Annotated in this window: 9 protein-coding genes; 4 read left to right on the forward strand and 5 right to left on the reverse strand. The window is 40.3% G+C overall.

Annotated elements, in window-relative coordinates:
• Positions 1-641 precede the first annotated feature (641 nt).
• Positions 642-857, forward strand: a complete 216-nt coding sequence (locus O3664_RS05290; RefSeq protein ID WP_001130035.1) for a hypothetical protein — start codon at positions 642-644, stop codon at positions 855-857.
• 90 nt (positions 858-947) lie between these two features.
• Here the strand turns inward: O3664_RS05290 and O3664_RS05295 are convergent, their stop codons facing one another.
• The gene (locus O3664_RS05295; RefSeq protein ID WP_371613719.1) at positions 948-1688 is read right to left on the reverse strand and encodes an amino acid ABC transporter ATP-binding protein; all 741 of its coding nucleotides are present in this window, start codon (positions 1686-1688) and stop codon (positions 948-950) included.
• Positions 1688-3253, reverse strand: coding sequence for an ABC transporter substrate-binding protein/permease (locus O3664_RS05300; RefSeq protein WP_371613720.1), 1566 nt, complete (start codon positions 3251-3253; stop codon positions 1688-1690). The genes O3664_RS05295 and O3664_RS05300 overlap by 1 nt, the downstream gene beginning before the upstream one ends.
• Positions 3254-3391: 138 nt before the next feature.
• Between O3664_RS05300 and O3664_RS05305 the strand changes: the two genes are divergently transcribed.
• On the forward strand, positions 3392-5281 hold the full coding sequence (locus O3664_RS05305) for a DUF2207 domain-containing protein (RefSeq protein WP_000750661.1): 1890 nt from the start codon (positions 3392-3394) through the stop codon (positions 5279-5281).
• Between the two features lie 60 nt (positions 5282-5341).
• Positions 5342-6187: an undecaprenyl-diphosphate phosphatase gene (locus O3664_RS05310; RefSeq protein WP_000280780.1), complete on the forward strand. Its 846-nt coding sequence runs from the start codon at positions 5342-5344 to the stop codon at positions 6185-6187.
• A gap of 146 nt (positions 6188-6333) precedes the next feature.
• Here the strand turns inward: O3664_RS05310 and dinB are convergent, their stop codons facing one another.
• The gene (dinB, locus tag O3664_RS05315; RefSeq protein ID WP_023946703.1) at positions 6334-7395 is read right to left on the reverse strand and encodes a DNA polymerase IV; all 1062 of its coding nucleotides are present in this window, start codon (positions 7393-7395) and stop codon (positions 6334-6336) included.
• A gap of 237 nt (positions 7396-7632) precedes the next feature.
• On the opposite strand from dinB, the gene pflB reads away from it, so the two are divergent.
• The gene (gene pflB / locus O3664_RS05320; protein WP_020901544.1) at positions 7633-9957 is read left to right on the forward strand and encodes a formate C-acetyltransferase; all 2325 of its coding nucleotides are present in this window, start codon (positions 7633-7635) and stop codon (positions 9955-9957) included.
• 337 nt (positions 9958-10294) lie between these two features.
• Here pflB and O3664_RS05325 read toward each other — a convergent pair whose 3' ends face one another.
• A complete protein-coding gene (locus tag O3664_RS05325; protein WP_033685556.1) occupies positions 10295-11734 on the reverse strand; it encodes a TrkH family potassium uptake protein in 1440 nt (479 codons plus the stop codon).
• Positions 11735-11737: 3 nt separating this feature from the next.
• Complete coding sequence (gene trkA, locus O3664_RS05330; RefSeq protein WP_229294486.1) at positions 11738-13087, reverse strand: Trk system potassium transporter TrkA; 1350 nt, start codon at positions 13085-13087, stop codon at positions 11738-11740.
• Positions 13088-13224 lie beyond the last annotated feature (137 nt).

Consider the following 13224-nt stretch of genomic DNA (forward strand, 5'->3'; position numbering starts at 1 on the left):
TTATATATAGCTAATCTGAAATTTGGCTAAATATAATAGGAATTAGAAAAAATAATCAATACTAATGAGAAGCCTTATACTGAGTTAACTGAGAAGAGTGATAAGATACTAAGAAGATAAAAACAGTGGAAAATGTTGGAAGATAGGATACTATTGTTTCCTAACTACTCATCTTTTTATAGGTTTGAAGAAATAAAAAGGAATATTGATAAAGTAAATAAATAGTACAAGTTGACCAAATGATTGAATGCTGGTGTAGACAGGAAAAGTCTAAAAGTAGAAAAATACTCGTTAGAAATGGTTTAGAGCAGAAGATTTTTTTGTCAAATTTTTTTGTTTTGCAGTGGAATAAATAATATGAAATAAGACTAGAATATGTCTAGATTATCGAGAATCAGCATCTGACAAATATGAATATTATTACATGAATAAGATTTAATAATACAGTTGCTTTAAAGAACTATAAAAATTGTTTTCGGCAATGAAAAACCTATATATTATAAACTTTAATAAGATAGCAAGTAAAAATAAGGGCGTTTATTTTATTGAATATATGTTTTTTATTGACAAAAAGCATAAAAACGTATACAATTAAAAGCGTATACAATTAAATATCGTAAATAAGAAAATAGGAGAAGGACATGGCTAAGTCAAACTTTGAAAAAGTAGAATCAGTTGTTGGCTGGGTTCGTGATAAGAAAATCACAGGCTACCGTATCTCTAAAGAAACGAATGCGCGTGAAATGTCTATCATTGCTCTAGCACAGGGGCGTGCAAAAGTAAAAAATATTTCGTTTGAAACGGCTCTAGGTTTAATTGATTTCTATGATAAAAATCATGAAAAATTTGAAGATTAATCTTTGGATAATGGCGGATTCTTGAATAGGGTCTGCCTTTTCATTTTTTGGCTAGTAAAAAGACTGCACGGTTGATGCAGCCTTTTCTTTTTATTTGAGATAGCGTTGAAGGAATTCTTTTGTACGGTCTTCTTTAGGATTGGTGAAGAGGTCTTCTGGTTTGCCTTCTTCAGCAATCACACCTTTATCCATAAAGATAACACGGTGAGAGACATCACGGGCGAATTCCATTTCGTGAGTTACGACAATCATAGTCAAGCCTTCTTGAGCCAGGTCCTGCATGATTTTGAGGACTTCTCCAACCATTTCTGGATCGAGAGCTGAAGTTGGTTCATCAAAGAGAATAGCGTCAGGATTCATTGAAAGGGCACGAGCGATAGCAACACGTTGTTTTTGACCACCTGAGAGTTGTTTTGGCTTGGCTTGCCAGTAGCGTTCTCCCATGCCGACTTTTTCTAAGTTTTCTTTGGCAATTTTTTCAGCTTCTGTACGGTCGCGCTTAAGGACAGTCGTCTGAGCGACGATTGTGTTTTCAAGAACGTTTAGATTTTCAAAGAGGTTAAAGGATTGGAACACCATTCCCAACTTTTCACGGTATTGCGTGAGGTCATAGCCTTTTTCGAGGACGTTTTGTCCATGATAAAGGATTTGTCCATCAGTTGGCGTTTCAAGTAGGTTAATGGAGCGTAGGAAGGTTGATTTCCCGCTTCCAGAGCTTCCGATGATAGAGATAACCTCTCCCTTATGGACAGTGAGAGAAATGTCTTTTAGCACTTCGTTTTGGCCATAGGATTTTTTGAGGTGTTTAATTTCAAGGATTGCTTGTGTCATTATTTCAAATCCTCCGTTTGCATTTGGTTAGCACCTGTAGTATAGGTATCCATGTCCATGCGGCGTTCGATGAAGCGTAGGATACGTGTTACGGTGAAGGTGAGGACAAAGTAAATCACGGCGATGATTGTAAATGTCTGGAAGTATTGATAGGTTTGTGTTGCCACGGTATTTCCTGAGAAATAAAGTTCGACAACAGAGATAACGTTCAATACAGATGTATCTTTGATATTGATGACAAATTCATTACCAGTTGCTGGTAGGATGTTACGGACTACTTGAGGGAGGACAATCTTACGCATGGTTTGGTTATGAGTCATACCAAGAGCAGTTGCGGCTTCAAATTGTCCCTTGTCAACTGCTAGGATACCACCACGAACAATTTCAGTCATGTAGGCACCGGTGTTGATCGAAACGATGAAGATAGCAGCCAGTGTACGGTCAAGGTTGATACCGAAAGCTTGGGCAGTTCCATAGTAGATAACCATCGATTGAACGATCATTGGTGTACCACGGAAAATTTCGATATAGACATTGAGGATCCAGCTGACTAGTTTTTGTAGGCCATAAATGGCTTTATTCTCAGATAGAGGAGCAGTACGGAAAACACCAATGGCAAGGCCGATAATGAGACCTATGATAGTTCCGACGATAGAGATTAAAAGAGTGACACCAGCACCACGCAAAAGTTGTTGCCAGTTTTCAGAAAGAATTTTAGCGACTTGGCTAAAGAAACTACTGCTAGTCTCTTCAGTTGTTGTAGCTTCGGCAGGTTGTTCCTTGATCATACGATCCATCAAGGCAACTTGATCGTCTTTTGAAATGGTTTCAATGCTGGCATTGATTTGGCTAATACGATTGTCATCTTTACGAAGTCCAATGGCAATAGCTGTATCTTCTTCTCCAGTTTTAAAACCTGGTTCTACTTGAACCATTTTAAACTTAGAGTTAGCAGCTTCGGCAGTCAGAGCTTCTGGACGTTCAGAAACATAGGCATCAATGACACCAGCCTCAAGTGCTTGGCGCATTTGAGCGAAGTCTCCCATGGCAGTTTCTTTTTTAGCGCCTGAGATTTGGGAAATCAAGTCATAAAGGTAAACACCTTGTTGAGAAGTGATTTTCGCTCCATTAAAGTCATCCAAAGATTTGGCATTTGCATAGGCAGAATCTTTTTTGACAAGTAGGACAGGCTCGCTAGTGTAGTAGCTGCTTGAAAAGGCGATTTCTTGTTTGCGTTCAGCGGTTGGACTCATACCTGCGATAATCATGTCAATCTTACCAGAAGTAAGGGCAGGAACTAAACCTTCCCACTTGGTTTTAACAACCAAAGGTTCTTTACCTAAGTCCTTAGCGATTTTCTTGGCAATTTGGACATCGTATCCATTGGCATACTGGTTGGTTCCATCGATTTTGACAGCTCCGTTGCTATCATCATCCTGGGTCCAGTTAAAGGGAGCATATGCTGCTTCCATCCCGATGCGTAAATATTCATCAGCTTGAGCAACATTGACAAGTCCCAGCATCAGCAAGAAACTTGTGAAAATAGATAAGTATATTTTTCTCATGATTTCTCCTATTTCTAATCTATTAAAAAATAACTGTCTCCTATTTTATCGAAAAAAACTCTATTTTTCAATACAGGTAAGCCCTTACTTGAGAAAAAATGATATAATGATAGCAAAGATAAAAAGGGGGTTTAGTTGATGAAAAAAACTTTTTTCTTACTAGTGTTAGGCTTGTTTTGCCTTCTGCCACTTTCTGTTTTTGCCATTGATTTCAAGATAAACTCTTATCAAGGTGATTTGTATATTCATGCAGACAATACGGCAGAATTTAGACAGAAGATAGTTTATCAGTTTGAGGAGGACTTTAAGGGGCAAATCGTGGGACTGGGACGTGCTGGCAAGATGCCTAGTGGATTTGACATTGACCCTCATCCAAAGGTTCAGGCATCGAAAAATGGTGATGAACTAGCAGACGTTACTAGCGAAGTGATAGAAGGCGCAGATGGTTATACTGTTAAAGTTTATAATCCAGGTCAGGAGGGTGACACAGTTGAAGTTGACCTTGTCTGGAATTTAAAGAACTTGCTTTTTCTTTATGAAGATATCGCTGAATTAAATTGGCAACCTTTAACAGACAGTTCAGGGGCTATTGGAAAGTTTGAATTTCATGTAAGGGGAGAAAAGGAGGCTGAAAAACTCTACTTCCATACAGGGAAACTCTTTAAAGAAGGAACGATTGAAAAGAGTAACCTTGATTATACTATTCGTTTAGATAATCTTCCGTCTAAGCGTGGAGTTGAATTGCATGCCTATTGGCCTCGAACTGATTTTGCTAGCGCTACGGATCAGGGCTTGAAAGGAAATCGTTTAGAAGAGTTTAATAAGATAGAAGACTCGATTGTTAGAGAAAAAGATCAGAGTATGCAGCTCGTCACTTGGGTGTTTCCTTTGATACTTTCCATTTCCTTGTTATTGAGTGTCTGCTTCTATTTTATTTATAGAAGAAAGACCACTCCTTCAGTCAAATATGCCAAAAATCATCGTCTCTATGAGCCACCAATGGAATTAGAACCAATGGTTTTATCGGAGGCTATTTACTCGACCTCCTTGGAGGAAGTGAGTCCCTTAGTCAAGGGGGCTGGCAAATTTACCTTTGACCAACTTATTCAAGCTACCTTGCTAGATGTGATAGACCGTGGGAATGTTTCTATTATTTCAGAAGGAGATGCAGTTGGCTTGAGACTGGTGAAAGAAGATGGCTTGTCAAGTTTTGAGATAGACTGTCTAAATCTGGCCTTTTCAGGCAAAAAAGAAGCAACTCTTTCCAATTTGTTTGCGGATTACAAGGTATCTGATAGTCTTTATCGTAGAGCAAAAGCCTCTGATGAAAAACGGATTCAAGCAAAGGGGCTTCAACTCAAATCTTCTTTTGAAGAAGTATTGAACCAGATGCAAGAAGGAGTGAGAAAACGAGTTTCCTTCTGGGGGCTCCCAGATTATTATCGTCCTTTAACTGGTGGGGAAAAGGCCTTGCAAGTGGGTATGGGACTCTCTACTATCTTGCCTTTATTTATCGGATTTGGTTTGTTCTTGTACAGTTTGGATGTTTATGGCTATCTTTACCTCCCCTTGCCAATACTTGGTTTTCTAGGTTTGGTTTTGGCTGTTTTCTATTATTGGAAGCTTCGTCTAGATAATCGTGATGGTGTCCTAAATGAAGCAGGGGCAGAAGTCTACTATCTCTGGACCAGTTTTGAAAATATGTTGCGTGAGATTGCACGATTGGATCAGGCTGAATTGGAAAGTATTGTGGTCTGGAATCGCCTCTTGGTCTATGCGACTTTATTTGGCTATGCGGACAAGGTCAGCCATTTGATGAAGGTTCATCATATCCAAGTGGAAAATCCAGATATCAACCTCTATGTAGCTTATGGTTGGCATAGTATGTTTTATCATTCAAGTGCGCAAATGAGCCATTATGCCAGCGTCGCAAACACAGCAAGTACCTATTCCGTATCTTCTGGAAGTGGAAGTTCTGGCGGTGGCTTCTCTGGAGGAGGAGGCGGTGGCAGTATCGGTGCCTTTTAAAGAGAACTGCCATATACTGAAAAAGTATGCTATAATGGAAGATAGAAAAAGGAGTAATCTATGTATCTTATTGAAATTTTAAAATCTATCTTCTTCGGGATTGTTGAAGGAATTACGGAATGGTTGCCGATTTCGAGTACAGGTCACTTGATTTTAGCAGAGGAGTTTATCCAATACCAAAATCAAAATGAAGCCTTTATGTCCATGTTTAATGTCGTGATTCAGCTTGGTGCTATTTTAGCGGTTATGGTCATTTACTTTAACAAGCTCAATCCTTTCAAATCGACTAAGGATAAGCAGGAAGTTCGTAAGACTTGGAGACTGTGGTTGAAGGTCTTGGTTGCCACTTTGCCTTTACTTGCCGTCTTTAAATTTGATGATTGGTTTGATACCCACTTCCATAACATGGTTTCTGTTGCTCTCATGTTGATTATCTATGGGATTGCCTTTATCTATTTGGAAAAGCGCAATGAAGCGCGTGCTATAGAGCCAAGTGTAACAGAGTTGGACAAACTTCCTTATACGACAGCATTCTATATCGGACTCTTCCAAGTTCTTGCCCTTTTACCAGGAACTAGCCGTTCAGGAGCGACTATTGTCGGTGGTTTGTTAAATGGAACCAGTCGTTCTGTTGTGACGGAATTTACCTTCTATCTTGGAATTCCTGTTATGTTTGGAGCTAGTGCCTTAAAGATTTTCAAATTTATAAAAGCAGGACAACTCTTGAGCTTTGGGCAATTGTTCTTGCTCTTGGTTGCGATGGGAGTAGCCTTTGCAGTCAGCATGGTCGCTATTCGTTTCTTGACAAGCTATGTAAAAAAACACGACTTTACCCTTTTTGGTAAATACCGTATCGTGCTTGGTAGTGTCTTACTACTTTACAGCTTTGTCCGTTTATTTGTATAAGAAAAACCTTGAAGGGGCAACTCTTCAAGGTTTTATACTCTTCGAAAATCTCTTCAAACTGCATCAGCTCTATCTGCAACCTCAAAACAGTGTTTTGAGCAGCCTGCGGCTAGCTTTCTAGTTTGCTCTTTGATTTTCATTGAGCTTTAAAATCCAGTTACGGTAATCCCCAGCAGGCGGACGCCTTTTTCTTTCTCGTCCAACTCTTCATAGAGTTGCAGGGCTATTTGGCTGATCTGACTAGCATCCTGCGTTTTTTGATCCAGACTTTTTCGTTTAGTCAGAGTTGAAAAGTCTTCGTAGCGGATTTTCAGAATGACAATTTTTCCAGCTTTTTCTTGTTGACTGAGATTGAGAGCGACTCTTTCTGATAGGAGAGTCAGCTCTTTTTTGATGTCTTCCTCGGCACGGAGAATTTTTCCATAGGTTTTCTCTTTCCCGATTGATTTACGGATGCGATTGGATTTGACGGGGGAATTGTGGATACCTCGAGCCTTTCGATACAGGTCATAGCCCAGTCTGCCAAAACGGTCTATCAGGGTCACTTCAGGGACTTCAAGCAAATCAGCGCCGGTAAAAACACCCATTTGATGAAGTCTTTCCACCGTCTTTTTTCCTACTCCATGAAACTTGGAAATATCCATTTGTTTGAGGAAATCCTCAGCCTGGTCAGGTAAAATCACTGTCAGACCATGTGGCTTTTGATAATCACTGGCCATTTTAGCTAAGAATTTGTTGTAAGAAACGCCAGCAGAAGCAGTTAGATGGAGTTCTTGCCAGATATCTTTTTGAATGAGGCGAGCAATTTTGACGGCTGACTTGATGCCGAGTTTATTTTCTGTTACATCCAAATAGGCTTCGTCAATACTCATAGGTTCAATCAAATCTGTATAGCGCTTAAAGATAGTTCGAATTTGGAGTCCCACAGATTTGTATTTCTCATAATTCCCTGAGATAAAGACAGCCTGGGGGCAGCGCTCATAAGCTTCCTTAGAGCTCATGGCTGAATGGACACCAAAAGCTCGCGCCTCATAGCTACAGGTAGAAACGACTCCCCGCCCACCTGTTTGCCGAGGGTCGTTTCCGATAATGACAGGTTTTCCTCTGAGCTTAGGATTATCCCTGATTTCTACCGCAGCAAAAAAGGCATCCATGTCAATATGGATGATTTTTCTTGACAAATCATTTAATAAGGGAAAAATCAACATGCCTAGCACCTTTTTACTGCTTATTTTCTTTTATTATACCTTTTTTTCTGAAAAAAAGAAAAAAGGACTTTATTTTTTCAAAAATATAATACAGTTTAGGGAAAAATATAGACTGTTTTAGAAAAGAAAGTGTAAAAATAGGGTTTTTCCACTTGTTGAAATCGGTTACTGTGTGGTATACTTGTCTCATGAATGTAACAGATGGTTGTTACTAGAAAGAAAAAAGAGGACATTAACATGGTTGTTAAGACAGTTGTTGAAGCACAAGATATTTTTGACAAAGCTTGGGAAGGCTTCAAAGGCGTAGATTGGAAAGAAAAAGCAAGTGTATCACGCTTCGTACAAGCTAACTACACACCTTATGATGGAGACGAAAGCTTCCTCGCAGGACCAACAGAACGTTCACTTCACATCAAAAAAATTGTAGAAGAAACTAAAGCACACTACGAAGAAACTCGTTTCCCAATGGACACTCGTCCAACTTCTATCGCTGATATCCCTGCAGGATTTATCGATAAAGAAAACGAAGTTATCTTTGGTATCCAAAATGACGAACTCTTCAAATTGAACTTCATGCCAAAAGGTGGTATCCGTATGGCTGAAACCACTTTGAAAGAAAATGGATACGAACCAGACCCAGCTGTTCACGAAATCTTCACTAAATACGTAACAACAGTTAACGACGGTATCTTCCGCGCTTACACTTCAAACATTCGTCGCGCTCGTCACGCTCACACTGTAACTGGTCTTCCAGATGCATACTCACGCGGACGTATTATCGGTGTTTACGCACGTCTTGCTCTTTACGGTGCAGACTACTTGATGCAAGAAAAAGTAAACGACTGGAATGCAATCGAAGAAATCGATGAAGAAACAATCCGTCTTCGTGAAGAAATCAACCTTCAATACCAAGCATTGCAACAAGTTGTTCGCTTGGGTGACCTTTACGGAGTTGACGTTCGCAAACCAGCGATGAACGTTAAAGAAGCAATCCAATGGGTTAACATCGCCTTCATGTCTGTCTGCCGTGTTATCAACGGTGCTGCTACATCTCTAGGACGTGTGCCAATCGTATTGGACATCTTTGCAGAACGTGACCTTGCTCGTGGTACATTTACTGAATCAGAAATCCAAGAATTCGTTGATGATTTCGTTATGAAACTTCGTACAGTTAAATTTGCTCGTACAAAAGCTTATGACCAATTGTACTCAGGTGACCCAACTTTCATCACAACTTCTATGGCTGGTATGGGTAACGACGGTCGTCACCGTGTTACTAAGATGGACTACCGTTTCTTGAACACTCTTGACAATATCGGTAACTCTCCAGAACCAAACTTGACAGTTCTTTGGACTGACAAATTGCCATACAACTTCCGTCGCTACTGTATGCATATGAGCCACAAACACTCTTCTATCCAATACGAAGGTGTTACAACAATGGCCAAAGACGGATACGGTGAAATGAGCTGTATCTCATGCTGTGTGTCTCCACTTGACCCAGAAAATGAAGAACAACGCCACAACATCCAGTACTTCGGTGCGCGTGTAAACGTATTGAAAGCCCTTCTTACTGGTTTGAACGGTGGTTACGACGATGTTCACAAAGACTACAAAGTATTTGACATCGAACCAATCCGTGACGAAGTTCTTGAATTCGAATCAGTTAAAGAAAACTTTGAAAAATCTCTTGACTGGTTGACTGACACTTACGTAGATGCTTTGAACATCATCCACTACATGACTGATAAGTACAACTACGAAGCTGTTCAAATGGCCTTCTTGCCAACTAAACAACGTGCAAACATGGGATTCGGTATCTGTGGATTTGCTAACACTGTTGATACATTGTCAGCTATCAAATACGCTACAGTTAAACCAATCCGTGATGAAAATGGCTACATCTACGATTACGAAACAATCGGGGAATACCCACGTTGGGGTGAAGATGATCCTCGTTCAAACGAATTGGCAGAATGGTTGATCGAAGCTTACACAACTCGTCTACGTAGCCACAAACTTTACAAAGATGCAGAAGCTACAGTTTCACTTTTGACTATCACATCTAACGTTGCTTACTCTAAACAAACTGGTAACTCACCAGTCCACAAAGGTGTATACCTCAACGAAGATGGTTCTGTGAACTTGTCTAAACTTGAATTCTTCTCACCAGGTGCTAACCCATCTAACAAAGCTAAAGGTGGATGGTTGCAAAACTTGAACTCACTTTCTAGCCTTGACTTTAGTTATGCAGCTGATGGTATCTCATTGACTACACAAGTATCACCTCGTGCTCTAGGTAAGACTCGTGATGAACAAGTTGATAACTTGGTAACAATCCTTGATGGTTACTTCGAAAATGGTGGACAACACGTTAACTTGAACGTTATGGACTTGAACGATGTTTACGAAAAAATCATGTCAGGCGAAGACGTTATCGTACGTATCTCTGGATACTGTGTAAACACTAAATACCTCACTCCAGAACAAAAAACTGAATTGACACAACGTGTCTTCCACGAAGTTCTTTCAATGGACGATGCCTTGGATGCGTTGAGCTAATCAAGTTCTTGAATAATGAAATAAGGAACCCTCGGTCAGTCGACTGAGGGTTGTTTTTGGGCTCTTACATTCCTTAAGTCAGGTACTGAAATGTCTGACCGGGATTCAAAGATACTTGTTGAGTTGCGGGAGGTATTTGATACTTAATGAAAATCAAAGAGCAAACTAGGAAGCTAGCCACAGGTTGCTCAAAACACTGTTTTGAGGTTGTAGATAAGACTGACAAAGTCAGTCACATATATACGGCAAGGCGAAGCTGACGTGGTTTGAATTTTATTTTCGAAGAGTATGAAAATAAAAACACCACACTTTGTATGGAACAAGGTGTGGTTGTATTTTATCTCTTAGACCAAGTTCTTTTCATAAAGAGAAGTAGGATTGGGTAAATCTCCAATCGACCTGCAATCATTGCAAAGGAGAGGAGAATTTTTGAGATAGGACTAAAGATTGCGAAGCTAGAAGTGGTTCCTAGAATAGGTCCGATATTATTGAAACAGCTAAAGACAGCACTGGTTACAACCAGAAAATCATTGCTATCTAGGCTGACAATAAAGATAAGGGATAGCAAAATCATAGAATAGATGACAAAGTACTTGAGAATCTTATGCTGGGTATCTTTGTCAATCACCGTTTTATTAACATGGAGGGTCAAAACACGGTGGGGCGATAGGATTGACAAAATTTGGTTTTTGGCAATTTTTGAAAGGATAAGGCCTCGAATAACCTTGAGTCCACCTGCGGTTGAACCAGCAGAACCACCGATTCCCATGAGGAAGAGAAGGATAAACTGGGAGAAGAGGGGCCAGTTGGTAATGTCTCCATATCCAAAACCAGTCGTTGTAATGATATTGGAAACCTGGAAGAAGGCCATTTCAAAACTCTTAGAAAATCCTGGGTAGAGATAGAGGGTATTGAGGCTGATCAAGCCTGTAGAAACCAGAACAATGACCAAGTAAGCTCGAAGTTCTTCATCTCCAAAGAAGGCCTTGACGCGACGGAGCATAAGGTAGTAGTAGAGATTGAAATTTACCCCAAAAACCAAAACTCCGATACTAACCAGATAGGTAATTAGTGAGCTACCATAGTGGGCAATCCCGTCGTTATAGACTGTAAAACCTCCTGTACCAGCTGTTCCCATGGCAATGACAAAACTATCAAATAGGGGCATACCAGCTAGATAATAGATGATGACAAAGAGGGAAAAGAGAGCTAGATAAAGGAGATAGAGAATCTGGGCAGTGTTTTTTAGTTTGGATACTACTTTACCAAAAACAGGGCCAGGAACCTCAGCCTTCATCACTTCTAGGTGGCTATTCTTGGCATTATCCATAATAGCAAGTGCAAAAACAAGCACTCCCATCCCTCCAATCAAGTGGGTAAAACTTCGCCAGAAGAGGAGGGAACGACTGAGAACCGAAACGTCGTTCAGAATAGTTGCTCCAGTAGTTGTAAAGCCAGAACTGATTTCAAAAAAGGCATCGATAACGCTGGGAATTTGCCCAGCAAAGACGAAGGGGAGACCACCAAAGAAGGACCAAAGGATCCAACAGAGGGCAACAATCAAGACTCCCTCCTTGGCATAAATCCGTTGATTTTTTGGCTTTTGTAAAATTCCTGAACCGCCTAGTAATACGAGAATCCCAATCGTTGTAAAGAGGGCTGTAAAGACTTGGCTCGATTCACGGTAATAGATAGCAACAGCTACAGGAACCAAAAGAAGAACAGCTTCAATCAAAAGTAATTTTGAAAGGAGGTAACGAATCATACTTTTATTCATTTCTTACCTCGCGATCAAGTCATAAATCTTGGTGATGTTTGGCAACAAGGTTGTTACTAGGAGCTTGTCTCCGACTTCCAGCATATCCTCCCCTGTAGGGAAAATAGTCTTGCCCTTTCGAATGATAGCTGCAATAAGAACCCCTTTTTTCAGTTTCAGTTGAGAAAGAGGTTTGGCAGTCATTTTATTGGCTTCCTTGATATGGAATTGCAGGGTTTCGATTTGGCCATTGGCTAGATGGTGCATGGCCTGAAGGTCTGAATACTGGGCATTAACACGGCCACGAATAAAGTGCATAATCGTATCTACAGCGATGCTTTTAGGTGTGATGATACTTGAAAAATCAGGCGCATTGATAATCTCGAGGAGACTGGTACGATTGACCTTAGTAATATTTTTCTGTACACCTACCCTGTCAAGGAACATAGAGGTAATCAGATTTTCCTCATCGACCCCTGTTAGAGTCGCAACGGCATCATAGTTTTGAGCACTTTCTTCCAGCAGGATATCTTTTACGGTACCATCTCCTTGAACGATGTAGAGGTTTGGGAATTTCTCGCTAAAGAAGCTAGCGATTTCAGGATTGATTTCAATAACCTTGGTATCGATACGACTGTCTTTGAGGATACCTAGTAGATAATAGGCAATTCTACCAGCTCCAACAATAAGAAGACTCTTCACGGCACGAGACTTGAAATAATTATGGAAGAGCATCATGTCAACACGGTTACCAGTGACAAAGATTCTATCTTTATCCTGTACAGTCATGTCACCGCTTGGAATGATAATTTGATGATCCCTTTCTATCGCACAGACAATGACATTGCCAAATTTTTTCCGAAAATCAGAAATGGGCATTTGGCAAAGACCACTGGAGGATTTAACAGCGAATTCCATCAAGCTGACCCGTCCACCAAAGAAACGTTCGACAGAGAGGGCGTTGGGGAAGTCAATGATATTAGCAATAGCGCGGGCAGCCAAGAGCTCAGGGTTAACGATAAGAGAAAAACCGAGAATATTCTTTTCCTTGAAATAAGAGTTAGAATATTCAGGGTTCCGCACCCGAACGATGGTCTCTTTAGCTCCCATTTTTTTAGCTAGAACGGCTGCAATCATGTTGACTTCATCGTACTCAGTCAGGGCAATAAAGATATCACAATCCTGGACACTGGCTTGCTCAAGGATGGTAAAATCGGCCCCGTTACCAAGGATACCCATGATATCAAAGCGATTGACAATATGATTGAGGACAGCTTCGTCTTGCTCAATCAGCAAAACATCATGCTTTTCTGCAACCAAGGAGCGACAGAGGGCAGAACCAACTTTTCCCCCTCCGACAAGGATAATTTTCATAATAAAACCTACTTTTTCATGATGTAACTATCATACCTTTTTTCAAGAAAAAATGCACCTACTAGCTAATCACCAGAGTTTTTAGTAGGAAATTTGCTATAAGGTAAAACTATACCCTAATCAATTGAAATAGCTAT

It is taken from the genome of Streptococcus sp. 27098_8_109, assembly GCF_041432295.1.
Taxonomy (GTDB): Bacteria; Bacillota; Bacilli; order Lactobacillales; family Streptococcaceae; genus Streptococcus.

Bases quoted from the DNA above. Each gene is read 5' to 3' on its own strand.
- O3664_RS05290 (WP_001130035.1), top strand. From the start codon at position 642: ATGGCTAAGTCAAACTTTGAAAAAGTAGAATCAGTTGTTGGCTGGGTT.
- O3664_RS05295 (WP_371613719.1), bottom strand. From the start codon at position 1,688: ATGACACAAGCAATCCTTGAAATTAAACACCTCAAAAAATCCTATGGC.
- O3664_RS05300 (WP_371613720.1), bottom strand. From the start codon at position 3,253: ATGAGAAAAATATACTTATCTATTTTCACAAGTTTCTTGCTGATGCTG.
- O3664_RS05305 (WP_000750661.1), top strand. From the start codon at position 3,392: ATGAAAAAAACTTTTTTCTTACTAGTGTTAGGCTTGTTTTGCCTTCTG.
- O3664_RS05310 (WP_000280780.1), top strand. From the start codon at position 5,342: ATGTATCTTATTGAAATTTTAAAATCTATCTTCTTCGGGATTGTTGAA.
- dinB (WP_023946703.1), bottom strand. From the start codon at position 7,395: ATGTTGATTTTTCCCTTATTAAATGATTTGTCAAGAAAAATCATCCAT.
- pflB (WP_020901544.1), top strand. From the start codon at position 7,633: ATGGTTGTTAAGACAGTTGTTGAAGCACAAGATATTTTTGACAAAGCT.
- O3664_RS05325 (WP_033685556.1), bottom strand. From the start codon at position 11,734: ATGAATAAAAGTATGATTCGTTACCTCCTTTCAAAATTACTTTTGATT.
- trkA (WP_229294486.1), bottom strand. From the start codon at position 13,087: ATGAAAATTATCCTTGTCGGAGGGGGAAAAGTTGGTTCTGCCCTCTGT.